General features: G+C 69.4%; 27 protein-coding genes and 1 pseudogene. 12 read left to right on the top strand and 16 right to left on the bottom strand.

Annotated features, from left to right (window positions below; all coding sequences use genetic code 11):
- Window positions 1-103: 103 nt before the first annotated feature.
- From BOSE125_RS16555 to BOSE125_RS16565, 3 genes are all read right to left on the bottom strand, one after another.
- Window positions 104-283, bottom strand: coding sequence for a hypothetical protein (locus BOSE125_RS16555; RefSeq protein ID WP_159554350.1), 180 nt, complete (start codon window positions 281-283; stop codon window positions 104-106).
- A gap of 186 nt (window positions 284-469) precedes the next feature.
- Window positions 470-1,078, bottom strand: coding sequence for a rhodanese-like domain-containing protein (locus BOSE125_RS16560; RefSeq protein WP_159554352.1), 609 nt, complete (start codon window positions 1,076-1,078; stop codon window positions 470-472).
- A complete protein-coding gene (locus BOSE125_RS16565; protein WP_159554354.1) occupies window positions 1,075-2,538 on the bottom strand; it encodes a rhodanese-like domain-containing protein in 1,464 nt (487 codons plus the stop codon). Before BOSE125_RS16565 ends, BOSE125_RS16560 begins: the two co-directional genes overlap by 4 nt.
- 305 nt (window positions 2,539-2,843) lie before the next feature.
- Here BOSE125_RS16565 and BOSE125_RS16570 point away from each other — a divergent pair, with 305 nt between their 5' ends.
- The 4 genes from BOSE125_RS16570 to BOSE125_RS16585 all read left to right on the top strand — a co-directional run bounded on the left by BOSE125_RS16570 (window position 2,844) and on the right by BOSE125_RS16585 (window position 5,306).
- Window positions 2,844-3,305 carry a hypothetical protein gene (locus tag BOSE125_RS16570; RefSeq protein ID WP_159554356.1) on the top strand — a complete coding sequence of 154 codons (462 nt, stop codon included), beginning with the start codon at window positions 2,844-2,846 and terminating at the stop codon, window positions 3,303-3,305.
- Between the two features lie 100 nt (window positions 3,306-3,405).
- Window positions 3,406-3,915, top strand: coding sequence for a DUF2243 domain-containing protein (locus BOSE125_RS16575; protein WP_159554358.1), 510 nt, complete (start codon window positions 3,406-3,408; stop codon window positions 3,913-3,915).
- A 118-nt stretch (window positions 3,916-4,033) separates the two neighbouring features.
- Window positions 4,034-4,795, top strand: a complete 762-nt coding sequence (locus tag BOSE125_RS16580; RefSeq protein ID WP_229672834.1) for a cytochrome c oxidase assembly protein — start codon at window positions 4,034-4,036, stop codon at window positions 4,793-4,795.
- Window positions 4,796-4,814: 19 nt separating this feature from the next.
- Window positions 4,815-5,306, top strand: a complete 492-nt coding sequence (locus BOSE125_RS16585) for a hypothetical protein (protein ID WP_229672833.1) — start codon at window positions 4,815-4,817, stop codon at window positions 5,304-5,306.
- A 119-nt stretch (window positions 5,307-5,425) separates the two neighbouring features.
- Here the strand turns inward: BOSE125_RS16585 and BOSE125_RS16590 are convergent, their stop codons facing one another.
- The 6 genes from BOSE125_RS16590 to BOSE125_RS16615 form a co-directional block, all read right to left on the bottom strand.
- Window positions 5,426-5,758 (bottom strand): DsrE family protein, encoded by a 333-nt coding sequence (locus BOSE125_RS16590; RefSeq protein WP_159554364.1) that lies wholly within the window; start codon window positions 5,756-5,758, stop codon window positions 5,426-5,428.
- Between the two features lie 132 nt (window positions 5,759-5,890).
- A complete protein-coding gene (locus BOSE125_RS16595) occupies window positions 5,891-7,162 on the bottom strand; it encodes an MFS transporter (protein WP_159554366.1) in 1,272 nt (423 codons plus the stop codon).
- Window positions 7,159-8,478, bottom strand: coding sequence for an MFS transporter (locus tag BOSE125_RS16600; protein WP_229672832.1), 1,320 nt, complete (start codon window positions 8,476-8,478; stop codon window positions 7,159-7,161). Before BOSE125_RS16600 ends, BOSE125_RS16595 begins: the two co-directional genes overlap by 4 nt.
- 49 nt (window positions 8,479-8,527) lie before the next feature.
- Window positions 8,528-8,905, bottom strand: a complete 378-nt coding sequence (trxA, locus tag BOSE125_RS16605) for a thioredoxin (protein WP_159554370.1) — start codon at window positions 8,903-8,905, stop codon at window positions 8,528-8,530.
- Between the two features lie 77 nt (window positions 8,906-8,982).
- The gene (locus BOSE125_RS16610; RefSeq protein WP_159554372.1) at window positions 8,983-9,855 is read right to left on the bottom strand and encodes a sulfite exporter TauE/SafE family protein; all 873 of its coding nucleotides are present in this window, start codon (window positions 9,853-9,855) and stop codon (window positions 8,983-8,985) included.
- A gap of 51 nt (window positions 9,856-9,906) precedes the next feature.
- The gene (locus BOSE125_RS16615; RefSeq protein ID WP_159554374.1) at window positions 9,907-10,203 is read right to left on the bottom strand and encodes a rhodanese-like domain-containing protein; all 297 of its coding nucleotides are present in this window, start codon (window positions 10,201-10,203) and stop codon (window positions 9,907-9,909) included.
- Window positions 10,204-10,395: 192 nt separating this feature from the next.
- Between BOSE125_RS16615 and BOSE125_RS16620 the strand changes: the two genes are divergently transcribed.
- The gene (locus tag BOSE125_RS16620; protein WP_101589005.1) at window positions 10,396-10,653 is read left to right on the top strand and encodes a metal-sensitive transcriptional regulator; all 258 of its coding nucleotides are present in this window, start codon (window positions 10,396-10,398) and stop codon (window positions 10,651-10,653) included.
- 57 nt (window positions 10,654-10,710) lie between these two features.
- A complete protein-coding gene (locus BOSE125_RS16625; protein WP_159554375.1) occupies window positions 10,711-11,154 on the top strand; it encodes a DUF302 domain-containing protein in 444 nt (147 codons plus the stop codon).
- A gap of 515 nt (window positions 11,155-11,669) precedes the next feature.
- On the opposite strand, the pseudogene BOSE125_RS18070 reads toward BOSE125_RS16625, so the two are convergent.
- Window positions 11,670-11,777: pseudogene (locus tag BOSE125_RS18070) on the bottom strand (recombinase family protein); the annotation flags it as partial.
- 190 nt (window positions 11,778-11,967) lie between these two features.
- On the opposite strand from BOSE125_RS18070, the gene BOSE125_RS16635 reads away from it, so the two are divergent.
- A complete protein-coding gene (locus BOSE125_RS16635) occupies window positions 11,968-12,567 on the top strand; it encodes a recombinase family protein (RefSeq protein ID WP_159554379.1) in 600 nt (199 codons plus the stop codon).
- A gap of 263 nt (window positions 12,568-12,830) precedes the next feature.
- Here the strand turns inward: BOSE125_RS16635 and BOSE125_RS16640 are convergent, their stop codons facing one another.
- The 4 genes from BOSE125_RS16640 to merA form a co-directional block, all read right to left on the bottom strand.
- On the bottom strand, window positions 12,831-13,979 hold the full coding sequence (locus BOSE125_RS16640) for a TniQ family protein (protein ID WP_159554381.1): 1,149 nt from the start codon (window positions 13,977-13,979) through the stop codon (window positions 12,831-12,833).
- 14 nt (window positions 13,980-13,993) lie between these two features.
- Entirely contained in the window at window positions 13,994-14,911 is a 918-nt protein-coding gene (locus BOSE125_RS16645) for a TniB family NTP-binding protein (protein ID WP_159554383.1), read from the bottom strand.
- A complete protein-coding gene (locus tag BOSE125_RS16650) occupies window positions 14,905-16,584 on the bottom strand; it encodes a Mu transposase C-terminal domain-containing protein (protein WP_201301237.1) in 1,680 nt (559 codons plus the stop codon). The genes BOSE125_RS16645 and BOSE125_RS16650 overlap by 7 nt, the downstream gene beginning before the upstream one ends.
- Before the next feature lie 210 nt (window positions 16,585-16,794).
- Window positions 16,795-18,186 (bottom strand): mercury(II) reductase, encoded by a 1,392-nt coding sequence (gene merA, locus BOSE125_RS16655; protein WP_159554385.1) that lies wholly within the window; start codon window positions 18,184-18,186, stop codon window positions 16,795-16,797.
- 110 nt (window positions 18,187-18,296) lie between these two features.
- Between merA and BOSE125_RS16660 the strand changes: the two genes are divergently transcribed.
- Window positions 18,297-18,692 (top strand): heavy metal-responsive transcriptional regulator, encoded by a 396-nt coding sequence (locus BOSE125_RS16660; protein WP_159554387.1) that lies wholly within the window; start codon window positions 18,297-18,299, stop codon window positions 18,690-18,692.
- A 125-nt stretch (window positions 18,693-18,817) separates the two neighbouring features.
- Here BOSE125_RS16660 and BOSE125_RS16665 read toward each other — a convergent pair whose 3' ends face one another.
- Both BOSE125_RS16665 and BOSE125_RS16670 read right to left on the bottom strand, forming a co-directional pair.
- The gene (locus tag BOSE125_RS16665; protein ID WP_159554389.1) at window positions 18,818-19,216 is read right to left on the bottom strand and encodes an ester cyclase; all 399 of its coding nucleotides are present in this window, start codon (window positions 19,214-19,216) and stop codon (window positions 18,818-18,820) included.
- A gap of 96 nt (window positions 19,217-19,312) precedes the next feature.
- A complete protein-coding gene (locus tag BOSE125_RS16670) occupies window positions 19,313-20,272 on the bottom strand; it encodes an arsenic resistance protein (protein ID WP_159555334.1) in 960 nt (319 codons plus the stop codon).
- A 179-nt stretch (window positions 20,273-20,451) separates the two neighbouring features.
- On the opposite strand from BOSE125_RS16670, the gene BOSE125_RS16675 reads away from it, so the two are divergent.
- The 4 genes from BOSE125_RS16675 (at window position 20,452) to BOSE125_RS16690 (ending at window position 24,294) form a co-directional block, all read left to right on the top strand.
- Window positions 20,452-20,811 carry a helix-turn-helix transcriptional regulator gene (locus BOSE125_RS16675; protein ID WP_159554391.1) on the top strand — a complete coding sequence of 120 codons (360 nt, stop codon included), beginning with the start codon at window positions 20,452-20,454 and terminating at the stop codon, window positions 20,809-20,811.
- Window positions 20,808-21,407: a cadmium resistance transporter gene (locus tag BOSE125_RS16680; RefSeq protein WP_159554393.1), complete on the top strand. Its 600-nt coding sequence runs from the start codon at window positions 20,808-20,810 to the stop codon at window positions 21,405-21,407. The genes BOSE125_RS16675 and BOSE125_RS16680 overlap by 4 nt, the downstream gene beginning before the upstream one ends.
- Before the next feature lie 262 nt (window positions 21,408-21,669).
- Window positions 21,670-22,290 (top strand): TlpA disulfide reductase family protein, encoded by a 621-nt coding sequence (locus tag BOSE125_RS16685; RefSeq protein ID WP_159554395.1) that lies wholly within the window; start codon window positions 21,670-21,672, stop codon window positions 22,288-22,290.
- A 207-nt stretch (window positions 22,291-22,497) separates the two neighbouring features.
- Window positions 22,498-24,294, top strand: a complete 1,797-nt coding sequence (locus tag BOSE125_RS16690; RefSeq protein WP_159554397.1) for a cytochrome c biogenesis protein ResB — start codon at window positions 22,498-22,500, stop codon at window positions 24,292-24,294.
- Window positions 24,295-24,297 lie beyond the last annotated feature (3 nt).

Below are 24,297 nucleotides of genomic sequence, written 5' to 3' on the forward strand. Positions count from 1 at the left end.
GGCATCTTTTCACCGGGTACACCACGGGTTCTTCGGCGACTGAGGCCCTACCGGACACAGCCGGTAGGGCCTCAGCCGCGGGCGGCATGGGTGCTGGGGGGCGTCAGCGCCCGAACAGGCGGGCCAGGAGGCCGGGGCGCCGGGTGCTGGTCGGCGCTTCGGTGCGGTCGTGGCCAGGGCACCAGTTCCCGGCCGGGACGGTGCGCCTGACCTGGTCGATGTGCTGGCCGCAGCCGGCCCAGGTGGTCTTGCCGCAGACGCGGCAGGTGACGGATCGGCACATGGTCGGTTCCTTTCGAAGCGGGCGCTCCTGCCCGGCGGAAGGCACGGGGTCGGGCGGGGAGGATCGGTGACCCAGATGAAGACGGTGGGCCCGGCCGCGGGGGCGATGAAGGGGGGCGTGCCCCCGCGGTCGGGGGTCTAGGGGTGAGGGTCTGGAAGGGATGGGTAGAACCTTCCGGACCTCGGCTCAGCGGGCTTGCAGGGCGGTGGGGACCTGGTCGAAGAAGGAGGTCAGGGATGGAACCGCCTCGACGCGGTTCCACGGCATGCGGGACAGTATCGAGGCCATCGCGCAGGAGTCAGAGGCGGCGGAGTAGGCCAGGCCGGCGCCGATCGCCCCTGCCACCAGGCCCAGGCGGCGGTGCACCAGCTGGCCGGCCAGGGTGCCGGCCAGCACCAGGGTGCCGGCAGTCAGGCGGACCTGGCGGTCCATGGCCCACCGGTTGCCCCGGCGCACGACGTCGTCTCCGCCGGCCGCCTCGTAGGCGGCGACACCGCCCTCGAGCACCTCTGCGGATTCGAAACCGACGGCCTGCAGCTTCTGCCGGGCCTGGCCGGCGCGGGTGCCGGACTGGCACACCAGCACGACGTGTCCGGCCAGACGCTCTGCGAGGTCATCGGTGTGCTCGGTGAGCAGGTCCAGCGGCACGTTGTAGGAGCCGCGGATGTGCACGGTCTCGAACTCGCCCGGGGTGCGAACGTCGACGACCATCAGGTCCTGGTCCTGGTTCAGTCTTTGGCGCAGCTCGTCCGGGGTGACCGAACGGGTCTTAGGTGCGGTGGCGGTTACGGTCATCGGGCGGCTCCTGAGGTTTCGTTCTGCACTGTGGTGGTGTTCTGGGCGGTGTCCTGTCCGGTGTTCCAGGCGGACCAGGCGGCGTAGCTGCCCTCAAGCTCGACGACGTCGTAACCGGTCCGGCGCAGGGCGGCGGCGGCCACGGCGTTGCGCACCCCGGACTGGCAGTAGGTCACCAACGGGCCAGCGTCCTTCGCGGGCAGCTCGTCCTGGTAGAAGAGCACCTTGCCGGCGTTGAGCTGTCGGGAGCCGGGAACATGGCCCTCGGAGTGCTCGGTGCGGTTGCGCACGTCCACCAGCACGGCGGAGTCATGCTCAGCCAGGAAGGCGTCCAGTTCGGCCGGGGCGACGGTCTGCGGGATGGATGCCGGCAGGCCTTCCAGGGTCGGGGTGTAGCCGACCAGACCATCCACGCCCACGCGCACGAAGTGGTCGCCGTACTCGGCGGCGGCCTGCGCATCCTCGGCCAGCACGACCAGGCCGGCGTCATCGGCCTCCGGGTCGTACGCCCAACCGATGTGGGTGGCGGCCTTACCCAGCGACGGGACGCTCAAGGCTCCGGGCACGGTGCCGGCGTGCACTTGATCCACCGGGCGGGTATCCACGAGGGCCAAGGTGCCATCGGACAGGCCTCGGGCCAGTTCGTCGGCGGTGAAGGAGCGCGGGGCCGAGCGCTCACCGAGCAGGGCCGGGCCGACCTTGTTCTGCCGCTTCATCCGGGCGAAGTAGGCATGCGCGTCCGGCTGGCCCTCGAGCAGTTCGTCGATGAAGCCCTGCTCGTCGTTGTTGGCCAGGTAGGTGGCCCACCAGGCGAACTTGCGCTCATAGCCCACCGTGGTGGACGGCAGGGCGCCCAGGGCCTTGCCGCACGCCGAGCCAGCCCCGTGGCCGGGGTAGACCTGCACGTGGTCCGGCAGGGTCAGGAAGGCCTCCTTCAGGGAGGCGAACAGGTCCTTGGCCCCGGCGAAGCGGGTGTCCTGGGCCCCGGCGGCCTCGTCCAGCAGATCCGGGCGACCCACGTCACCGGAGAACACGAAGTCCCCGGTCAGGTAGTAGCCGGGCTCGTCGGTGAAGGCCCCATCGGTGACCAGGTAAGACAGGTGCTCGGGGGTGTGGCCGGGGGTGTGGCGGGCGCTGACGGTGATGTTGCCCAGAGCGATGGTGTCGCCCTCACGCAGCAGCTCGGCGTCAAAGCCATATGCCCAGTCCTCCCCGCCCTCGCCGGAAACGTAGAGGGTGGCGCCGGTGGCCGCGGCGAGTTCGCGGGTGCCGGAGAGGAAGTCGGCGTGGATGTGGGTCTCGGCCACGACGGTAATCCGCATGCCGTGGTGGGCGGCCAGCTCCAGGTACTGCCGGATGTCGCGGCGGGGGTCGACGACGAGGGCCTCGCCGGTGGCCTGGCAGCCGATCAGGTAGCTGGCCTGGGCCAGGTCCTCGTCGTAGATGCGCTCGAGAAGCATGATTCCTCCTGCGGGTCGGGAGCGAAAGTTCGGGTTCCGGCGTTCCGGATACCCCCTACCGTATTGCATACCCCCCTGGGTATGCAAGTGGGGGCGTGCGGTCGAACGCGCGTCTTAGCGGGCGTGCCCCGTTCGCCAGGGATTTGCTGGTGACCGGGAGTTCACCCGGGAGGAGCCGGTGGGTAGGGTGGCCGATACCTGACGGTACGAGGCGGTAGCGGTGCTGAAGCTGTCCCGACCCCGTAATTGCGATCTCCGTCAAGTCCTACCCAAGCGAAGGGCGATGATCGAGTGAAAGGACGGCCATGGCGGATCAGCACACGCCCCTTGAGATGTCCGACCCGGTGCGCGCAGTCACTCCGGAGGGCACCCAGGTCGGCCTGGACCGGAAGATCAAGCAGCGCGTGGAGTCCTACGCCGAGGCGTCCGCCGGGGAAATCTCCGTGCGCATCGACGAACTGGAACGCGAATGGGACATCGAGCGAGTGCTGGAGCTCAATGCCTCGTCCCTGGCCTTCGTGGGCACCGTGCTCGGCGCTACCGTCAGCCGGAAGTGGCTGCTGCTGCCTGGTGTTGTCTTACCGTTCCTTTTCCAGCATGCCATCCAGGGGTGGTGCCCGCCTGTGTTCCTTTTCCGCCGCCTGAGGGTACGCACCCGTAAGGAGATCGAGCTGGAAAAGTATGCCCTCAAAGCCCTCCGCGGGGACTTCGTGGCGTCCACCAAAGAAGTGAACCCCGAGGATGCCCTGCGCGGGGCGACGCGTTGAGCGCGGCCATGCGCAGGGGAGTGAAGAAGCGATGGAGTTGTTGAGGGGCCCACTGGTAAGGGAACAATGGCCACAGGGGCCGCGATGCTGGGAGGTCTGGATGTCTGCTGCTGAGACGAGTGCAGGCCGGGGTGCAGCACCCGAGGCGCGCCGGGGATCCGGGACCACCCTGGACCGGCGCACGGTGGCCTCGGGGTTCCTGTTCGGATGTGGGATCGCGGCGTCGATGATCGACCTGTTCATCTTTCACCTGGGCCTGCAGTGGCATCACTTCTACGATCTGTCCACCACGCAGGTGGCGTTGACCGCAGATGGGTTCTTCCACGCCTTCGGGTGGTTCATCACCATCTGGGGACTGTTTCTGCTGGCCGACGTTCGACGTCGGACCGAGGTGGTCTGGAAGCGTTGGACAGGGGCAGTGATTGCCGGGGTCGGGTTCTTTCAGCTCTTCGATGGGGTAGTCGATCACAAGGTGCTGCGAATCCACCAGGTCCGCTACGGAGTGGACCTGCTGCCCTATGACATCGCGTGGATCGGCTCGGCGGTGTTGTTGTTGATGATCGGGGTTCTCATCCTTTGGCGCACCCGGCCGACCGGCGTCACGGACTGAGTGTCTTGTGAGGGATCACGACCACAGTAGCGGGCACAGTGGCGCCGGTCATGGCCCGGTCCTGGGGACCGAGGCCTGGGGGTGGGCGCTCTTTGATGCTGTGGTCGTCCTCGCCCTGGTGACAGCCGCGGTTGGTTATGCGGCCTGCCTGTGGGCGGCCCGGGGCCGCAGCCCGTGGCCGGTGCGCCGGACCGTGGCCTGGTACGCCGGTCTGGTCTGCGCCGGGGCCAGGCTCCTCGGCCCGGTCGCCGCGGCCGCTCACACCAGTTTCACTGCCCACATGCTGGGGCATCTGTTGCTTGGGATGCTAGCCCCGTTGCTGCTGGTCCTGGGCGCGCCTGTCACCCTGATCTTGCGGGCTGTGCCGGTGGCCCGGGCCCGGTCACTGACTCGGCTGCTGCGCAGCCGCTACGTCCGGATCATCACCCACCCGATGGTCGCGGCCGTGCTCAATGCCGGTGGGCTGTGGGTGCTCTACAGCACCGAGCTGTATCAACTGATGCATACCTCGGCACTGATCCACGGGCTGGTGCACGCCCACATCTTCCTAGCTGGTTACCTCTTCACCGCCTCCCTGGTGGGGGTGGACCCGGACCCGCACCGGGCCTCGGTTCCCGTGCGCTCAGCGGTGCTGATCGCCTTCATCGCCGCTCACCCGATCCTGGCCAAATGGCTCTACGCCCATCCGCCGGCCGGAGTCGAGGTCACGGACGGCCAGGCAGGGGCGCAACTGATGTACTACGGCGGGGATGCCGTCGACGTGGTGTTGATCGTGCTGCTCTTCGCCGGGTGGTACTCAGCCACCCGACCCAAATCCGTAGCGGACTCTCCATCCGGACCCCAGAGCACTCGAGATCTCCAGGTAGACAGAGAACACTGAACGAAGCGGAGGAATGAGCATGTCATCACGATTCAGCGGCATCCTGCAGGCGGCTGGCACCGGTGCGGCGGCCGGCCTGGCCGGAGGGGTAGTGATGGTGGTGGGTGAGAAGATCGAACAGGCCATCACCCACCGACCGAACTCCTACGTGCCAGCCCGGGCACTCTTGACCCTGGTCGGGCAGCACCCCGGCGACACGGACCGGCCGGTGGTGTGGAACCATTTGATGCACTATTCCACCGCCGCCACCCTCGGTGCCCTGCGCGGAATCTGGGCGGTCACCGGGATCCGCGGGGCCCATGCCAATGCCTGGCATACCGTCGTGAGACTGGGCTTCGACCAGACCATCGAGAACGCCACCGGGGTCGGTGCCCCGCCGACCACCTGGCCGGTGCGTGAGCAGGTGGTCGACGTCCTGCACAAAGCCGTGTTCTCCGTGGCCACCGGCATGATCGCCGACCGCGCCCTGGCCCCGGTGCTCACCTCCACCCGAGGGCGCACCAGCCACTAGTTCTCCCAGCCCAGCCCGGTGCGGTCAACAAGGACTAGACACCGGCGCAACAGCCCGTCGCACAGGACCGGCTCGCAGCGGCCAAGGCCGCACCCGATGACGCCATCACCGGGCCCGGCTTACGGATGCAGATAGGACCACCCCTCACTCTGGCGGATTACCAGATGGGCCATCCCGGAGGGCACGACAGTGGCCTGAGGGTGAATCCGATCTGGCGTAAGGCCGCGGGCGGTAAGAGTGTTCTGGCAAACGCGCACCTGTAGGCCGGCCTCCAACAGGCCGGGCAACAGCTCGCCGACCGGCTCGGTGGCCACGGCGATGCCGGGACCGTGGGCCACCAGCTCAACCTGCAGATCGGGGCCCAGCGCCGTATAGAGGTTGGTGACGTTCTGCAATACAGCTTGAATCTTCGTCGGATCGGCGTCGTTGAGATGTACGACGGTGCGATGCATGAGCACTCCTTCGCTACGGGCATGAGGCTGCGGCCAGGTGGGGGCCCGCCTGATCTCACCTTAGGCGTCTCGATATACCTCCTGTGGACCTCGAGGGGCAGCGACCCGTCCGCAAAGGCGGCGGCAGGGGTCTCAGTGACTGGCGCGGCTCAGGCCGAGAAGGACCAGCGTGGCGGCGATGACCAACAGAGCGGCCAGGGCGTTGACACCGGGGTAGCCGATCAAGCCCATGGCCGGCCCGGCGGCCGCAGCCCCGACGGCCCCGGCCAGGGACATGGTGGCGTCGGAGAAGCCCTGGGCCGGGACCCGCTGGGCCGGGGCCAGGGAGGACACCAACAGGGTGGAGCCGGCCACGGTGACTGCGGACCAACCCAGCCCCAGCAGGACCAGTCCGGCGGTGACCGCCCCCATGTGCCCCGGCGCCAGTCCGGTCAGGGCGACGGCGGTGATGAGGGTGCCCATGCCGGTCAGCACGGTGGGGGTGGGACCGAGGCGGTCGGTGAGCCATCCCATCACCGGGGACAGGGCGTACATGCCGGCGATGTGCAGGGAGATGGTGAACCCGATCAGCGCGATGGTGTCCAGGTGCCCGGCCGTGGCCCCGGCCTGGTGCTGCATGTGCAGCGGGGTCATCGACATCACCGCGACCATTACCGCGTGGGCGGCGATCACGGCGGTCACCGCGGCGGCCGCGGTGGGATGGGCACGCAGGATCTGCCAGCCGGCCCGCCAGGGGTTCCTGCTGGCGGTGGGCCCCGAGCGCGCGGGGGCGCCCCCGTCCAGGGTCCGGGAGGTCAGCAGCGGATCCGGACGCAAAAACACCGCGATGATGCCCGCACCCAGGACCATGCCGGCCGCGGAGATCACGAACGGGCCGGCCTGGGCGGGGATGCCCAGCCAACCGGCCAGGACGGCTCCGGGGCCGACCATGTTCGGCCCGGCTACCGCCCCGATGGTGATCGCCCAGACCACCAGGGACAAATCCCGGCCGCGGCGAGCCGGGACGGCCAGATCGGTGACCGCGAAGCGGGCCTGCAGGTTGACCGCCGATCCGAGACCGACGAGGAAGGCTCCGCCCAGCAACAGGGGAAACCCGGAAGTGAGGACGGCGGCGACCATCAGCCCGGCCCCGATGATGGCCGCACTCAGCCCCGTGGTCAGGGCCGCTCGGCGTCCGCGCGCCAGGGCCAATTGCGATAGCGGGATCGCGGTGGCGGCGGTGCCCAGGGTCAGGGCGGTGTTCACCGATCCGGCCCAGGCCTCGGAGCCGGCCAGGTCCACGGCCAGGATCGAGCCCAGGGCCAGGGTCGAGCCGTTGCCCAGTCCGGAGAAGACCTGCGCGATCGACAGGGTGCGCACGGTCCGGGATTGGACGGCGTGCAGATCCGGGACGGTGGTGGTCATGGGTGAGGGCTCCTGAGATGGCGGGTGGCGGTGGGCAGGGAAAGTCCGGGGGTGTGGTCGCGGCCCCGCATGCGCACTGCCACCACGGTGCCGGAGGCCGCGGTCAGGGCGGCGACGACGGTGACCGCGGTGGGGATACCGAAGGCGTCGGCGACCAGGCCGGCGATCACGGCGCCGGCGGCGAAGCCCCCGTCACGCCAGAGCCGGTAGATGCCCACCGACCGGGCCCGCCAGGCCGGGTGGGCGACGTCGCCGATGGCGGCCAGCAGGGTGGGGTAGACCATCGCCGTTCCCGCCCCGAGCAGCACCATGGCCACCAGCCAGGCCCCGAATCCGGAGCCGGCAGCGATCAGGGCCAGGGCCAGGGCCTGGGTGAGCATCCCGGCCACGATGAACCCCTTGCGGCCCCACCGGTCCGACAGGGCACCGGTGGCCAACTGTCCGGCACCCCACACGGCCGGATAGACCGCGGCGAGGATTCCGATCTGGCCCAGGGACAGCCCGGCCGCGGCGAACAGCACCGGGAACAGCCCCCAGGCCAGCCCGTCGTTGAGATTGTTGACCATCCCCGCCTGGCTGACCGAGGACAGGGATCGGTCGCGGAAGCTGGTCAGGGTGAAGACCTGGGCGCTGCTCAGGCCCGCGTGGGCTTCGGGACGGGTGCCGAGGTGACCGGCGGCCTCCAGGCGGGCGTGGTCCCGGGTCTCACGCACGGTGAGCACGGACAGTCCCAGCCCGAGTCCGATGTAGGCCGCGCCGAGCAGGAACGGGGCCGGACGCAACCCGTACTCGGCGGCCAGATAGCCGGTGGCCATGGCCGTGGCGGCGACCCCGAGGTAGCCGGCGGCCTCGTTCAGGCCCATGGCTGCCCCGCGGCGATGCGGGCCGACCAGGTCCATCTTCATCACCACGGTCGTCGACCAGGTCAACCCCTGGCTGATGCCCAGCAACACGTTGGCGGCCACGATCCAGTCCCAGGACGGCCCGTAGATCAGCAGCACCGGCACCGGCAGGGCGATCAGCCAACCGGCCACCAGCACCGGCTTGCGCCCGTAGCGGTCACTGAGCGTGCCGGCCAGGTAGTTGGTGGCGGCCTTGGCCACCCCGAAGGCCAGGATGTAGGTCAGCGAACTGGTGTACAGATCCAGGCCGAACACGTCGGTGGCCAGTAGCGGCAGCACCGTACGCTCTTGTCCGAGCGTCCCGCCGACCAGGGCATTGACGGCCACCAACAGGGTGAACTGGGCCAGGTTCTGCCGCAGACCCAGCACGGGCCGGGGGTCCGGGCGGCGCCCCGTAGCGCTAGGAGTCCTCACGCAGCCGTACTCTCCCTCTCGTGGGCAGTGATGGTCCGGTCGGTGTCGGTCAGGCCTGCTCGGTCCGGTCGGACTGGGCGGCCGCCTGGGCATGGACCTGGACCATGTCCAGGTCCTTCACGGCGGTGATGACCTGTTCGAGGGCAGGCGCAGGCAAGGCGCCGGGCTGGGAGAAGACCAGCACGCCCTCGCGGAAGGCCATCAGGGTGGGGATGGAGCTGATGCCCGCAGCGCCAGCCAGGGCCTGCTCGGCCTCGGTGTCGACCTTGGCGAAGACCACGTCGGGGTGCTGGGCCGAGGCGGCCTCGTAGGTGGGGGCGAACCGGCGGCAGGGCCCGCACCAGCCCGCCCAGAAGTCCACGAGCACAATGTCATTTTCCTGGATGGTGCCGGCGAAGTCCTGGTCGGTGACGTCGATGGTGGCCATGGGGGTCTCCTTGTCAGTGATGATCGGTCGTCTGCGGTCGGTGTAGACCGACGGGAACAGGAAGGGGTGGAGGACGCTCAGGTGGGGTTGGTGGTGCCGGCGGTGCGGATCGGGCAGCTGGGCACGGCGAACCAGCACACGGCGGCGGCCACGGCCGCCAGGGCGGCGACCGCCCCGACGATCATTCCGGTGGCCCCGGGCAACTCCTGGACCAGGACGAAGACGCCCATGATGAGCACGAACACCCCGAAGCCCTTACGCAGGGCGGCCTCCGGGATCCGCCCGGCCAGCCGGGCCCCGAGCACCGATCCGGCGATCGCGGCGGCGGTCACAGCCCCGACCAGCACCCAGTCCAGGGACACGGTGGTCAGGTACCCGGCCAGTCCGGCGAAGGACTTCATCGCGATCACTACTAGGGAGGTGCCCACTGCCACGGGCATGGACAACCCGCCCAGCAGGGCCAGGGCGGGCACGATGAGGAAGCCACCACCGGCGCCGACCAGGCCGGTGACCAAACCGACGACCAGGCCCTCGGCCAGGACCTTGAGGATCGGCAGTTCGCCCTCGTGGGTCGTCGCGGCCTTGTTCTTGCGGCCACGGATCATGGCCACCGAGGTGGCCACCATCATCAGGGCGAATGCGATCATCAGGACGGTACCGGGGATGTATCCGCCCAGCAGGCCGCCACCGAAGGCCCCGGCCATGCCGGCGGCACCGAAGATCAGCCCAGTGCGCCACTTGACCCGCTGGTTGCGGGCGTGGGTGATGGCGCTGAAGGCGGAGGTGACTCCGACGACGAACAGGGACGCGGCGATCGCCTCCTTGGGATCCAGACCGGCGACGTAGGTCAGGATCGGCACGGTCAGGATCGATCCGCCGCCGCCGAGCAGGCCCAGGGAGAGCCCGATCAACACCGAGAGCAGCAGGGTCAGAAGAAGGGTGAGCGTCATGGCAGCGTCCTTGTCAGTCGGCGGTCAGCAGTCATCGGTCGGAGGCCGGGCTCAGTGGGCCGGCAGTCCGGCGCCCTGCCAGGCGACCATCCCGCCGGTCATGGTGTCGGCGGTGTAGCCGGCCTGATTGAGCGCCTCGGCCACCCGGGCGCTGCGGTTGCCGCTGCGGCACACCACGATCACCGGGCGGGACCGGTCCAGCTCCTGCAGCCGGGAACCGAGCTGGTCCATGGGAATGTGCAGGGCGCCGGGGATCATCCCCTCGGCTACCTCGAAATCCTCGCGCACATCCAGAATCTGGTCCTGGGCTCGGCGCTCATCGGCCTGGGCAACGGTGATCTCGGACATGACTACTCCTCAACGTATCGGGGACATCAAAGGGGACGGATCCGTGGCGCTTAGGCCAAAGCCGGGCTGTCCAGCAGGTATCCGGTCACAGGCAGAGCCTGTCTCGACTCAGTATGCACGATACCCCCAGGGGTATGCAAGACACCCCCTGGGGTATAGAATGGATGGCACGCCCCGACCTCAGGAGACCACGTGCAACTGGACGCCACCGAGATGACCCCCGTACTCAACCGCCTCAGGCGCGCCCAAGGCCAGCTCACCGCCGTGGTGCGCATGCTCGAGGAGGGCCGGGACTGCAAGGACGTCGTCACCCAGCTCTCGGCGGTGTCCAAGGCCCTGGATCGCGCCGGCTTCGCCATCATCGCCAGCGGGCTCGAGCAGTGCCTGGCCAACCCGGAAGAGAACCTGGACAAGAAGGACCTGGAGAAGCTCTTCCTTTCCCTGGCCTGACCGGCCCTGTCTCGGGCAGGCTGAGAACACCCCTCATCGTTCACGAAGGAGCTCAGAATGGCCTATACCCACTCGATCACCGTCCCCCTGACCTACGAGCAGGCCGTGGAACGCACCCGTCAGGCCCTGGCCGAGCAGGGCTTCGGCGTCCTCACCGAGGCCGACATCACCGCCACGTTTACCGCCAAGCTCGGCCCCGAGGCCGCCGCAGACCTCGGCGACTACGTGATCCTCGGAGCCTGCAACCCGACACTGGCCAGCCGCGCCCTGGCGGCCGAACCCCAGCTCGGCGCCCTGCTGCCCTGCAACGTCGTGGTCCGCCGCGGGTCCGATGACCAGCACACCCTCATCGAGGCCATCGACCCGCAGACCATGGTCCGCCTCAGCGACAGCCCCCAGGTCCGCGAGGTCGCCGACGACGCCGACACCCGCCTGCGCGCCGCCCTGGCCAGCCTCGGCCGCACAGGCCCCGCACGCCCGGACTCCGACCCGGTCCACTGAACCTGACGGGCGCCCCTACGCCCGTCGCCTTACCGCCAGTGCCCGGATGCCGCGCAGGCGGCGGTGTGGACCCGGCCATTGCCTGGCACCACGACGCGTCCTGGACTGGACACGTCCGTCCGCAGCACACCAGGTCGCTGGACACTCCTGCGGGACGGGCATACCCGGTGGTGAACCTGCCTGCAGAGAACGCTTGAAGTGCGGGTGCTCACACAGCGGCGTGCACCGCCATCCACATGAAACAACTCAGGCCGACATGGGACTGACCGAGGGATCGTCCGCTAATGGCAACCGTGGCCTCACCTAGGAAATTAGTGCAGGCCACTCCTGACGTCCGTGTCGCCGGCTTCTGAAATCGACAAAGGGCCCCAGATCGGTCACTGAGCAGGATCCCGTAAAGGGAACCCCCACCGGACACACCGCTTGTGACCTGGGCACGCTCAAGCACGCCTCGGGGGGCGTCCCGTAGCCCCCGTCCGGTGATTTGTCCGGTGACGGGGCGCCGTACGGCACGCGCCCCGCTCGGTGAGGTTGTGGACGATGTTGACCCGGTGGCGCAGATCCCGACCGAGCCGCTCGAGCTTCCACACCAGCAGCGTGTCCCCGGAGCGTGCCCTCACGCAATCTCAGACCTTGGGCAAAGGCCACGATGCGTGTCTTATTAATGGACAGCTTTCCAAGACACCGGATCTGCCTCCCGGCGTGCGCCATCGAAGACCGGGATCCTGGCCCCCGCGGTGTCTCGATAAGTCGTCTCAACGCGTAGTGTCTCGAAATCCCACCGAGACCCCCTTTGTGAGGCAAGATGGGTTTGTGAGACAACTCGGCTACACGCGCGTGAGCACCGCCGGCCAGGACGCCCAACTCCAGGTCGATGCACTCCTCGCCGCAGGGGTCCAGAAACGAGACATCTTCGCCGAAGTCACCTCCGGGAGCAGGAACGCGGTGGACCGGCCTGGCATGCGCAAGCTGCTCGACTACGCCGAGCCCGGGGACACCGTCGTGGTCTGGCGCGTGGACCGGCTCGGTCGGTCCCTCATTGACGTCCTCAACACCGTCAATCTGCTGCGCGACCGGGACGTGCAGGTGAAGTCCATCGCCGACGGCATCGATCCCTCGACGTCCACGGGCCGGCTGATGCTGAACATGCTCGCCACCCTCGCCGAGTACGAACGCGAACTGATCGTCGAACGCGTCAATGCCGGTATCGCCGCCGCCCGCGCCGGGGGCACTCGGTTCGGCCGCCCGCCCCTCGACCCGACCGACATCGCCGACAAACTTGCCATCGTCAACGCCGCCCGCGCCAAGGGCCGCACCGCCGCCGACGCCGCCCGGCTCGTGGGCTGGAGCCGGGCCACCCTCTATCGGCACCAGCAACAACTGTCCGGGAACCAGGAAGCCCCCAACACATAAGGGCCCCCGGCGGCCGCGCCCAACGGATGTCAGTACGCCTGAGTTCGGCACCCCGCGGCCCCGGCCCGGAAAGGGCTTCGGACGTTCGCCGTCTCGGGGCGCCTTGCCTGGGTCCACAGATGGCGACGCTTCTGGACAGTCCGTACCGTCATTTAGCTTCCACAGAATGCCGCCACTTATCTCTGAAAGTCATACGAGGTGTTGAGAAAAACTGTCACGTATCCCGCCATCTATTCTACGTCTCGCAGACGGTCGTGACGCAGCTATGGTGACAGGTAGTCCGAAGGTATGCCGAGCTCGACGAAATTGCCCCGGACGCCTTGGACCACTTCGTCGTTGTCGCGACGGTACATCGTGCAGAAGTTGAAAAGCTGACGGGCGGTCTCCGGGGTGGTCTGGGCTTCCTCGACGACGGCCTGAAAGCTCTCCTTGATCTCCTGCCACCGCAGGGCGGTGGGGTCCGTGGTCTGGTCGGGGCGACCGGGGTCGCGGGAAAAGTCCGGCTGGGGCAGGAACACCTCGGCTTCGCGTCCGAAGCAGGCCATGGCCCGGGTTTCGAGCAGGTGTATCGCGGTGGCGGCGGCTTCAAGGGATTGGAGTTGGCGCTGGTCGGAGAGTTCCTCGTAGGGGCGCCACGGGCCCTGTCCGGCGCGGACCGGATGGCCGGTGCGGTCCCACACCTGGCGTGTCAGCCGGCCGGGTGCGCCGCTCTCGGTGATGGTCGCGCCGAGCTCATCGAGAAGCGTCCGCAGCAGGCGGAACCAGGTCCCAGCGTGCACCCGATGCCTGGGGAGTTCTACAGCCTCGGTCGTCAGGGCCTGCCAGGTCCGCTGGTCCATGCTCCGGATCGCCTCCCCGACCGGTCGCGGCTCGGGCCCACCCGACGAGGTGTGCCAGAAGTCGTGGTATCCCAACGGGCCGTCGTGGAGTTCGAGTCGGCAGTGGTGGACGGGGCAGGAGAGCATGAGGGGCACCAGCCACGCCAGCTGGTACGGGCACGGCGGGGTTGATTCCGTGGTGCAGCGCGGACAGGCCCGATGGCGCCAACCGGCAACCGTCGGCAACCAGGCCCGCCAGTCCTCCACGGTACGGTCCCGTCTCCTTCCCCGGGGCAGCAGCACCGCCAGCTGTCGGGTGTAGGTGGTGTAGGCCTCCGCCGCTGGCTCGAGCTGGTCCAGCAGCCAGGGGGTCTGCCCTCCGAAGGTCATGGCCCGTATGGTGTCGGTTCTGGCCCCGGTGCGCGCAGCCAGCTGGTCGATGAACCCCTCCGGGGCAGCCACGTCCAGGTCCCCGGGACGGGGGAAGCAGAACCCGGTATCGAGAACGAGGTCCTCGACCTCGGCCCCGTAGCGGTGGGCGATTCGGCGCAGCCAGGAGGTGAGTGCCTCACCGGTGACCGGGGCCGGATGCACCGGCCACCGGGTCCTCACAGCAGCTCGCGTTCGAAGACCCGTCGGCGTCCGGCCGGGCCGAGATAGTCCGCCATCGTCAGCGTCCGGTGGTCGATCTCCTCCAGGCCCGACTCCACCGCGGCCACCGCGGCCGCAGTGAGCAGGTGGGCCAGTTCCCCGATGGTGCCCTCGCTGCGGGCCAGCAGGTAGCGAGCCATGTCCTCGGTGTCGATCACCGAGGGTTTCCGCAGCGGGAAGGAGGCGGCGAAGCTGGCCAGTAGGGACCTTGCCTGGTCGTCAGCCTCCCAGAGCGGGAGCACGAAGGGCTCGAAGCGGTTCTCCAGCTGGTCGTCCGAGCGCACCGCCAGGTAGACCTCGCGGGTGCCGACCCCGACCAGGGGGATGCGCAGTTCGTTGCCCAGGAATCGCAGCAGGTTCAGGAACTCCCGCCGGGTGTCCCCGCGGCCGGCCAGCACGTTGTGCAGCTCATCGACGACCAGCATCCGCGCCCCGACCTCGCGCAGCAGGGACAAAGCGAGGCGTTCGAGTTCCACCACGCGGGGCCGGGGCCGCAATGGTGCGCCCAGGGCGGACAGGATCGCGGTGTAGAACCGCAAGGGCGAGGGTTCCGAGGGCATCTGCACGCACACCACCGGGACCTGTTCCCGGTCCAGCTCGGAGCTGGGCGGGTGCTGCCGGCGGAAGCGCTCGATGATCATCGACTTGCCGTTGTTCGTCGGGCCCACCAGCAGCAGGTTGGGCATGCGCTGCTTCGGCGGCCAGCCGAGCAGGGTCTCCAGACGCTCGACGGCCTCGACCGCCCTCGGATAACCGATCCAGCGGTCCGCGCGGATCCGCTGGATGCGCTCGGCCGCCGGCAGTCGCGCCACCGGCTGCGCGGCCGGGTGCAGGTGGGACAGCTCCAGCGGCTCGTACTCGTCGGCGTTCACCATTGCTCGATCTCCCCGAACCGGGCCACCGATCGACCGGCCGCCTCCGAGTCCGCCGGTACGACAGGCAGTTCCGGCACCGGGGGCGTCGGCCTCGTATTGGCCGTCCCGGCTTGGGCGCGGCGTTGTCTCTCGCGGCGGGTGCGCTTGGTGGTCTTCTGGGCGGTCTCGGCGATGGTGCGCATCTGCTCGATCATCCGGAACAGGCCCGCCTCATCGACCTCGGTGGCCCCACGCTCGCGCAGCCGGGCCAGGGCCTGGCGGTGTTCCCACACGCTGACCGTCGGGTTCGACATCGTCCGGTACGGGACCTCGATGTATGCGGTGCCCTCGGGGTCCAGCACCCAGATCCGGCTGATATCGCGCGGATCCCGACGGATCAGGAACCGCTCCAGGGCCTCGCGGCGTGCGATCCACGGCTTGAGCGCGTTGGCGAAATAGTGGACATGGTCTATGACGAACCCGGTGCGCGTGAGCTTGCGGCGGAACACGGGCAGAAAATCCACCAGGAACGCCGTCGGGTTAGCTGTCAGCACCGGGGTACCGGTCGCTGCGACCCCGTCGGCCCACCGTCCGGCCGGGGTCTGGCCCAGTGTGGAGTGCACCGTGCCGTGGTAGGTCGCCACCGCCAACACCAGCCACCGCTCCAACTCGGCCATGGTCAGCGCGGCCATCTTCTCGGCGTCGTACGCCCCACGCTCGACTGGATTCGAGAACGTGGTCCCCGGCAGCTCGTGGATCTGTTGCATGGCCGTGCCGATGACCCGCTCGACGGTCCCGCCGTAATGCGGCCGGCCCAGCGGGCGGTAGTCGAGACTGATACCGTGCTGGTCGCACCCGCGGGTGAGCGCTTCGCTCTTGAACTCCCGGGCATTGTCCACATACAGTGCCTTCGGCTTGCCGCTCATCGGCCAGGCCGCGTCGATTCCGAGCCGCTCCAGCCAGGGCCGCTTGTCACCCGCCGCATGGGCCAGGCACAACCCCACCGACACCGCCGAGGGCGGCTCCAAGGTCACCACCATTCCAACCAGACACCGACTGCACACGTCGATGGCCACCGTCAGATACGGCCGTCCGATCGGCTGGCGGTCACGGTCATCGACCACGATCAAATCTATGACCGTGTGATCGATCTGCACCTGGTCCAGGATCGACTCGACAACCGGAACCTCGTCGCCGGCCGATTGCAACGGCCGGACGCTCTCGGCCCCCTCGCGCCGCCGGCCCACCTCGACCGGATTCATCCGGGCGATCCGCGCGGCCACCGTGTTCCGTGCCGGAGCCGGCAGCCCCTGCACGGCGCAGGCCCGCGTGATCTCCCGATGCAGCGAGGCAATGCTGCGCTTCTGCCGGGTCAAGTACCGCTGGCGCACCAGCTCACGGATGATCTGCTCCACTGGCTCCGCCAGCCGGCCCCCACCCTTGCCACCATCCGATCGCCGGGGGACAAGATCAGTGACCAGGCCCGAGCCCTGCCGGTACCGCTCCAGCAGCACGTACACCCGGCGCCGGGAGATCCCCAGCTCCACCGCGGCTTCGTCGACGGCAGCCAGTCCCACTGGATCGTGCTCGGCCAGTCGACCGATCACCCCGGCCCGCAACCGGGCCTGCTCCCACTCAAGCTCGGGCACCGCAAGCACGCCCGGTCCAGCCATCTCATCCTGGTCGCCGTCCACGCCCGCCTCCTCATAGAGAACAGGACTACTGAGCAGACGCGACCCTAGTGCACACGACTACTGAACGACCAGAGTTCAGAAGTCGACGACACCACCCCCGGGTTGACGGGCCCGAGAGTGCAGTCAACTTCTGAAAATGACAGGGCGAGAGGTGTAAAAGAGGGTGTACCCGTGTCTGACAATCATGTCTTGACGCTGATGCCTGAAGCGTCAGGCGCAGCAGGAGGTGGGCATCTGGTTGCGGAACAGGCCGGCGGTCAGGCGCAGGCTCTCGGCCATGGTCAGGTACGGGGCCCAGGTGTCGGCCAGGTCGTCGACGCTCATGCCGGCCTTGATGGCGTAGGTGGCGGCCAACATGATTTCCCCGGCCCCGTCGGCCAGGGCGTGCACGCCGAGGACGGTGCCGGTGGTCGCGTCTGCGACGATCTTGACCGCCCCGCGGGTGTCGTGGTTGACCAGGGCCCGGGGCACCTCGGACAGGTCCAGGACCCGACACTCACAGGCCCGGCCTCGGGCCAGTACCTGGGCCTCGGTCAGCCCGGCGGAGGCCAGCTGCGGGCGGGTGAACACCACCGCGGGCAGGCCCGCGTAGTCCACCTGGGAGAGGGCGTCCTCGGCGTCGGTGGCTAGGGCGTTGCGCGCGGCGACCCGGCCGGTGGCGGCGGCGACGTAGACGAACTGGGGGGCGCCGGTCACGTCCCCGGCGGCGTAGATGCGCGGGTTGGTGGTGCGCTGGTGTGCGTCGACGGCGATGAAGCCGGCCGCGTCGACCTCCACCCCTGCCGACTGGAGGCCCAGCCCGTCGGTGCGGGCGGCCCGTCCGGTGGCCAGCAGCACCCGGGCGCCCCTGACCTGCCGGCCGGAGACGGTCGTCACGACCGCCTGCCCGCCCTCGGTGGCGACGGATCCGGCGTGCTCCTCGATGACGGTGATGCCGTCCTGGGTGAAGATTTCCCGGAGCCGGGCGGCCAGCTCCGGTTCGGCCCGGGGCGCGACCCGTCCCACCAGGGACACCCGGGCGCCGAGGTGGGCGAACAGCTGGGCCTGTTCCAGGCCCACGTACCCGCCGCCGATGACGACCAGGGACTCGGGCACCTGGTCCAGTTCCATGGCCGTGGTCGAGGTCAGTGGTTCCACCTGTTCCAGGCCTGGCAGGTTCGGCACCGCGGGCTCGGCCCCGGTGGCCACCAGGTAGGTTCGGGCGCGCAGAGGCCTACCGTCCACGGCCATGGTGCGCCCGTCGAGGAAGCGGGCCTGCCCGGGGAGGATCTCAAAGCCGTGGGCGGCGGCCACGTCGGCGTATTTGGCCCCGCGCAGGTGCTCGATGAGTTCGTCCTTCTGCCGCACCAGGGCGGTCAGGTCAACCGGCCCGGCACCGGTTGGGGCCCCGCCGAAGGGGTTGGCCAGCGCGGTGTGCCGGGCGCCGGCCGCGGCGAGCAGGGTCTTGGAGGGTACGCAGCCGATGTTCACGCAGGTGCCGCCGAGCACGCCGCGCTCGATGAGCACCACCGTGTGCCCGGCCTGCCGGGCGGCGATCGCCGCGGACATCGCGGCGCCCCCGGAACCGACCACGGCCAGATCGACCTCGTACTTCTCGTCCATGTTGTGCGATGCCCTTCTCGTCGTTGCTTCCTTGGTCACCATCCTGAACGTTCCAGTGCGGGGTAAGGTCAAGACCGACCGGCCCGGACCCGAGAGGCGGAGGTGGTGGGGTGCGCATCGGTGAGCTGGCCCAGGCCGGCGGGACCACCGCCAAGACGCTGCGCTTCTACGAGGACGCCGGGCTGCTCCCGGCCCCTGAGCGCACCGTCAACGGCTACCGGCACTACCCCGACCCCGCGGCGGTCCTGGCGCGCCTGGACTTCGTCCGCCGCGGCCGTGCCGCCGGGCTGACCTTGGCCCAGGTCCGTCAGATCCTGGACCTGCGCGACGGCGGGTCCGCCCCCTGTGGGCACGTCGCGGACCTGCTGGACGCCCGCCTGGGCGCCCTCGATCGTCAGATCGCCGACCTGAGGGCACTGCAACAGGCCGTCACCGACCTCCGGCAACGCGCGGCCGCCCTGGACCCGGCCGACTGCCCGCCGGACACGATCTGCCAGTACCTCTAGCGTCGGGCGCCGGCGCTGGCCACAGCCAGCAGCAGGGCTCATGCCGGGGTGGAAGTCCACCCGGATCGCCGGCACCATGGACGGCCGGATCAGCGGCTCCATCCGACAGTGAGGGTGTTGCCGTGTTAGGGGCGTAGGCCGAGCCGGCGGAAGCGTTCCAGGGTGTCCGCCAGGCCCCAGGCCTTGGCGATCAGCCCCTCGCGGAAGGTGAAGAGGTACGCCTCGTCGATGTTCTCGAAGCGTCGCCCGGTGGGGGCGTGGCCGCGCCACGGGCCCAGCTGGATGCCGGAACAGCGGAACCGGGCGGCCACCGTGTCCTCCTCGCGGACCAGTTGCACGATCTGCATGCGCACGTCAGGGAAGGAGGTGTGGAACGGGGCGATCCAGCGGTGGGCCACCGGGGCCAGGGCCGGGGTGTAGAGCCGGTCCAGCATCCCCAGGTTCCCGCCGACCAGCACCTCTTCAACCAGGCGGGTGGTCACGGCAGCGTGGGCGGACCGCGTGGCGTCATCAGGGGCGGGCATGGTTTCTCTTCCGGGCGGCGGGGAAGGCTGACGCCGCCACCCTATAGGGGCGCGTGGCCGGGCTGCCGACAGGAGCTCTGTGTCGAGCGGCGGTGGTCAGGCAGTGCTGGGGGTGGCCTGGGGTTCGGGGAGGAGGCGGGGGATCAGGCGGACGAAGATGACCATGCCGATCAGTTCCACCAGGGTCTGGGTGACCACGACCAACGGCACCAGGTTCAGGGAGGCCGGCAGGGCCAGGGCCAGGGGCAGTACGACCAGGGAGTTACGGGTGGCCCCGGTGAACACCAGCGCCCGGGCGGAGCGCACGTCCAGGCGCGCGGTGCGGGCGGTGAGGATGCCGATCGGGATCATCACCACCAGGAACGCCACGTACAGGGGCACCACCGCCGCCAGCGCCCCGAACTGCTCACCCACCCCGCGGACCTGGGAGGCGATGACGGTGAACAGGGTCGCCATCATCAGCGGAACCATCGCCACGGTCATCGCCGACTCCACCGTCCGGGCCGCCGTCCTGCGGGGCGCGGCCCACTGCACGGACGCGGCCGCGCCCAGGGGGAGGAGGATGAGCACCACGAAGGCCTCCACGAACGGGCCGATCTCCACCAGCGCGACCGTCTCGGTCCCGGCGAAGGCCCACAGGTACACAGGCAGCAGCACCATCTGGACGAGCATCAGCAAGGGGGCCGCGGCCAGCAACCGGTCGGGGGCCCCGCCGGCCAGCCCGGCGAAGACGATCACGTAGTCGATGCACGGGGCCAGCAGCACCAGCAGCACCCCCAGCAGCAGCGCCTCATGGTCGGCGACAATGCGGGAGAGGGCGAAGACGATCGCCGGGACCACCACGAAGTTCAGCACCAGCACCGCACCCAGGAACCGCAGGTCCGTGAAGGCCCGCCCGATCGCGGTGAACGGCACCGCCAGGAATGTGGCGAACAGCAACAGACCCAGTACCGGGTTGATCGCCGCCTCCAGCGCCGAGGCCCCGGGGGCCCACCACCCGGCCGCGATGCCGACGACAATCGCCGCCACGTAGAGGGCGATCTGGTGCCGCTCCATCCACGCCGCTGCCGTCGAGTCGTTCACCCCTCCACCCTAGGAGACGGCCCTGCGGCCTTGCCCCCGGGCGCAGGGTGATCCCGGTGGCGACCCCGGGCTTCGACAAAGAGACGCCTCTCCGTGATCCGCGCACCGCCCCCCGCCGGGGTCGGTTCAGTGCGCACTGTATAGTTCAGCGAGTGATGATTATAAATTCTCGTTTGGATGTAATGAACCGGTTGGGGCGGGCGATGGCCGACCCGACCCGGTCACGGATACTGCTGACCCTGCTGCAGGGCCCGGCCTACCCGGCCGAGCTGGCCCGGGACCTGGGATTGACGCGCTCGAACGTGTCGAACCACCTGGCGTGCCTGCGGGACTGCGGGATGGCGGTCGCGGTGGCCGAGGGCCGCCAGACCCGGTATGAGCTCGCCGATGCGCACCTGACGCGGGCGTTGACCGGCCTGGTCGATATCGCCCTGGCGGTGGATGAGAGCGCCCCGTGCCTGGACCCGGCGTGCTCGGTGCCAGGCTGCGACGATACGGAGGCTGCGGCATGATCCTGTCTTCAGTCCTGCAGGCGATCGGCCTGTTTCTGGTCACGAACATCGATGACATCATCGTGCTCTCCCTGTTCTTCGCCCGCGGCGCCGGTCAACGGGGGACCACCGCCCGGATCCTGGTCGGCCAGTACCTGGGTTTTGCCGGCATCCTGGGCGCGGCCGTGCTCGTGTCCCTGGGCGCGGGGGCGTTCCTGCCCCCGGAGGTCATCCCGTACTTCGGGCTGATCCCGCTGGGGCTGGGTCTGTGGGCAGCCTGGAAGGCCTGGCGCGGGGACGACGATGACGATGACGATGCCAAGATCGAGGGCAAGAAGGTCGGCGTCTGGACCGTGGCCGGGGTGACCTTCGCCAACGGCGGGGACAACATCGGCGTCTACGTCCCGGTCTTCCTCAGCGTCGGCCCGGGCGCCGTGGTCGCCTACTGCATCGTGTTCCTCGCGCTGGTGGCGGTACTGGTGGGCTTGGCTAAATTTGTCGCCACCCGCCGGCCCATCGCCGAGGTGCTGGAACGCTGGGAGCACATCCTGTTCCCCATCGTGCTGATCGGCCTGGGCGTCTTCATCCTCATCAGCGGTGGAGCTTTCGGGCTCTGAGCTACGGGGCCGGGCATTCACCCCGAGCGGCTCGGCCCCGCCTTCCCCGTGCCGCAAATTGCGTTGCGCGCCTTGACCATTGAGCAGACTCAGCGCCCGTGCCACCAATCCGCCGACCGGAAGCCCCGTCGGGCTGTCATCGCTCAGCCTTGCCGGCGGTGTAGCCCGGAGTTCGGCCCGTTCTTCTACAACCGGTAGAATCCGGGAAGCCCCGATCCCTGCCGTGGTCCCGGTATCGAGTTCTGAAAGTAGTGCCTGCCGTATGCCCTCCCGTCCGCCGTTGTCCACCCCCTCACGCCGTCGGGTTCTGGCCGGGCTGGCCGGGGTCGTGTCCTTGCCGCTGCTGGCGGCCTGCAGTTCGGACGACCCGTTGGCCGCCCAGGCCGGCAACGCCGATGGCAAGAACTACATCGCCGGTGACGGGTCGGTCCTGGAGATCGCCCCGGCCGAGCGCGGGGAGCCGGTGCGGTTCCGCTCCACCCTGTTCTCCGGGGAGCCGGTCAGCACCGAGGACTTGGCCGGGGACCCGGCGGTGCTGAACTTCTGGTATGCCGCCTGTGCCCCGTGCCGGGTGGAGGCCCCGGACCTGCAGGCCCTGCACGAGCAGTTCGCCCCCGAGGGGGTGCGGTTCTTGGGCATCAATGTCCGGGACACGGTGGCCACCGCCGAGGCCTTTGAACGCAATTTCGGGATCACCTACCCCTCGGTGGAGGACCGCGGCGGGCAGGTGCTGCTGGCGATGACGGACTACGTGCCGCCGCAGGCCGTGCCGACCACGATCGTGCTGGACCGACAGGGGCGGGTCTCGGCCCGGATCCTGGGGATCGCCGAGCCCTCCACGCTGCGCACCCTGATCGCCACCGTCCTGGATGAACAGGCCTGAGCGGCCCGTGAGCGACCGGACCCTGCCCCTGGCCGCCACCGGGACGGCGGCGGAGGACCCCAGCGACGAGAACCACCCTGCCGGCTCGGCCCCGCGGGCGCGCGCCCGTTGCCGGGGGGCCGCCGGGGCCGGGCACACCCGGGCGGTGCAACTGCCGGCTCCGTGCCACAGTGCCCAGAAGCAGTCCAGTGACGAGAGGCGGCCGCGGTGAGCCAGCAGGACAATGTGCGGGTGGCCCGGGACGAGGACGCCCGCACCGAGCCGTCCCGGCACGACCAGCCCCAGCAGCCCGAGGTCCAGCTGCCCGCCCTGGGTGTCACCGGCACGCTGCGGTTCGCCTGGACGCAGTTGACGTCCATGCGCACCGCGCTGATGCTGCTGTTGCTGCTGGCGGTGGCCGCGGTGCCGGGCTCGCTGTTCCCGCAGCGCCCGGCGGGTCCGGAGATCGTCAACCAGTACCTGGAGGACAACCCGGTGCTGGGGGAGTGGCTGGACCGGTTCCAGCTGTTCGACGTGTACTCCTCGGTGTGGTTCTCGGCGATCTACATCCTGTTGTTCGTCTCCCTGATCGGCTGCGTGGCCCCGCGGGCCGTCAAGCACGCCAAGGTGCTGCGCTCGGCCCCGCCGCGCACCCCGCGGCGGCTGTCCCGGCTGCCCGAATACGGCACCGTGCTGCTGGATCCCTCCGGCCCGTCCCCGGCCGCGGCGGTGGACCAGGCCGCGGCGTACCTGCGCAGGCGCGGCTACCGGGTCGAGGTCCGACAGGAGCCCGGCGGCGGGGCCTCCGTGGGGGCCGAGCGCGGCTACGTCCGCGAGGTCGGGAACATCGTGTTCCACCTGTCCCTGATCGGGGTGCTGGCCTTCATGGCTGTGGGCGGCTTGTTGAGCTACTCCGGGCAGAAGATCCTCGTGGAGGGGGAGGAGGGCTTCGCCAACACCCTCGTCTCCTACGACGCCTTCACCCCCGGCGGTGCCTTCTCCGAGGACAGCCTGGTGCCGTTCTCGATGTCCCTGAAGAGCTTCGAGAAGGTCTTCGACCGGGAGTCGGAGACCCACTACGGCCAGCCGTTGGACTTCACCGCGGTCATGGAGGTCCAGGACGGCACCGGTGGCGAGCCCCAGGAGCGGATCCTGAAGGTCAACCACCCGCTGGCGTTCGGCGGCACCCGGGTCTACCTGGTCGGCAACGGCTACGCCCCGGAGGTCACCGTGCGGGACGGCAACGGGGACATCGCCTTCCAGGGCCCGGTGGTCGGCCAGGTCCAGGACGAGGTGTACACCTCGCTGCTGACCATCAAGGTCCCCGACGCCCAACCCGACCAGCTCGGGTTCGTGGGCTTCTTCCTGCCGACTTCTTATACGGGAGAGGACGGGGTGGCCGTCTCGATCGACCCCGAGCTGTTCAACCCGGAGCTGAACCTGAACTCCTACCACGGGGACCTGGGCCTGGACGAGGGGAAGCCGCAGAACGTCTACGTCCTGGACACCGAGAACCTCACCGAGCTGAACAACCGCGATCTCGACACCGGGGGAGTCACCTTGTCGGTGGGGGAATCCTACGAGCTACCCGAAGGCAAGGGCTCGATCTCCTTCGACGGGGTCAAGCCCTATGTCGGCCTGGACATCCTCTACGATCCGGGCAAGTGGGGCGTGGGTGTGTTTGCCGTGCTGGCCCTGATCGCCCTGGTGGTGAGCCTGTTCGTGCGCCGCCGCCGGGTCTGGGTCCGGGGCGCCACCGGGCCCGACGGTTCCACCGTGGTCGAGTACGGGCTGCTGGCCCGCGGCGAGGACTTCAGGTTGCGCGAGGAGAACCTCGCCCTGCGCCGGAAGTTCGAACAGCTCTGGCCCGTCACCGCGCCACAGGAACCCGGGCCGTCCTCATCCTCCACCGCCTCGACGCCCACGGCCTCCAGCACGTCGTCCACCACTGCCTCAGCCACCGCAGGGAGTCCCAGCACCACCCCGGACCACCCCGCCCGTGCCGTTCAGAACCGACCGGAGTAACCC

The sequence above is a fragment of the Citricoccus sp. K5 genome, from assembly GCF_902506195.1.
Taxonomy (GTDB): Bacteria; Actinomycetota; Actinomycetes; order Actinomycetales; family Micrococcaceae; genus Citricoccus.

What these genes read in the sequence shown, in the direction of transcription:
- BOSE125_RS16610 (WP_159554372.1), bottom strand. Translation starts at nt 9,855, where the DNA reads ATGACGCTCACCCTTCTTCTGACCCTGCTGCTCTCGGTGTTGATCGGG.
- BOSE125_RS16575 (WP_159554358.1), top strand. Translation starts at nt 3,406, where the DNA reads ATGTCTGCTGCTGAGACGAGTGCAGGCCGGGGTGCAGCACCCGAGGCG.
- trxA (WP_159554370.1), bottom strand. Translation starts at nt 8,905, where the DNA reads ATGGCCACCATCGACGTCACCGACCAGGACTTCGCCGGCACCATCCAG.
- BOSE125_RS16680 (WP_159554393.1), top strand. Translation starts at nt 20,808, where the DNA reads ATGATCCTGTCTTCAGTCCTGCAGGCGATCGGCCTGTTTCTGGTCACG.
- BOSE125_RS16665 (WP_159554389.1), bottom strand. Translation starts at nt 19,216, where the DNA reads ATGCCCGCCCCTGATGACGCCACGCGGTCCGCCCACGCTGCCGTGACC.
- BOSE125_RS16625 (WP_159554375.1), top strand. Translation starts at nt 10,711, where the DNA reads ATGGCCTATACCCACTCGATCACCGTCCCCCTGACCTACGAGCAGGCC.
- BOSE125_RS16685 (WP_159554395.1), top strand. Translation starts at nt 21,670, where the DNA reads ATGCCCTCCCGTCCGCCGTTGTCCACCCCCTCACGCCGTCGGGTTCTG.
- BOSE125_RS16585 (WP_229672833.1), top strand. Translation starts at nt 4,815, where the DNA reads ATGTCATCACGATTCAGCGGCATCCTGCAGGCGGCTGGCACCGGTGCG.
- BOSE125_RS16590 (WP_159554364.1), bottom strand. Translation starts at nt 5,758, where the DNA reads ATGCATCGCACCGTCGTACATCTCAACGACGCCGATCCGACGAAGATT.
- merA (WP_159554385.1), bottom strand. Translation starts at nt 18,186, where the DNA reads ATGGACGAGAAGTACGAGGTCGATCTGGCCGTGGTCGGTTCCGGGGGC.
- BOSE125_RS16570 (WP_159554356.1), top strand. Translation starts at nt 2,844, where the DNA reads ATGGCGGATCAGCACACGCCCCTTGAGATGTCCGACCCGGTGCGCGCA.
- BOSE125_RS16555 (WP_159554350.1), bottom strand. Translation starts at nt 283, where the DNA reads ATGTGCCGATCCGTCACCTGCCGCGTCTGCGGCAAGACCACCTGGGCC.
- BOSE125_RS16560 (WP_159554352.1), bottom strand. Translation starts at nt 1,078, where the DNA reads ATGACCGTAACCGCCACCGCACCTAAGACCCGTTCGGTCACCCCGGAC.
- BOSE125_RS16645 (WP_159554383.1), bottom strand. Translation starts at nt 14,911, where the DNA reads ATGGTGAACGCCGACGAGTACGAGCCGCTGGAGCTGTCCCACCTGCAC.
- BOSE125_RS16595 (WP_159554366.1), bottom strand. Translation starts at nt 7,162, where the DNA reads ATGACCACCACCGTCCCGGATCTGCACGCCGTCCAATCCCGGACCGTG.
- BOSE125_RS16565 (WP_159554354.1), bottom strand. Translation starts at nt 2,538, where the DNA reads ATGCTTCTCGAGCGCATCTACGACGAGGACCTGGCCCAGGCCAGCTAC.
- BOSE125_RS16615 (WP_159554374.1), bottom strand. Translation starts at nt 10,203, where the DNA reads ATGTCCGAGATCACCGTTGCCCAGGCCGATGAGCGCCGAGCCCAGGAC.
- BOSE125_RS16670 (WP_159555334.1), bottom strand. Translation starts at nt 20,272, where the DNA reads ATGGAGCGGCACCAGATCGCCCTCTACGTGGCGGCGATTGTCGTCGGC.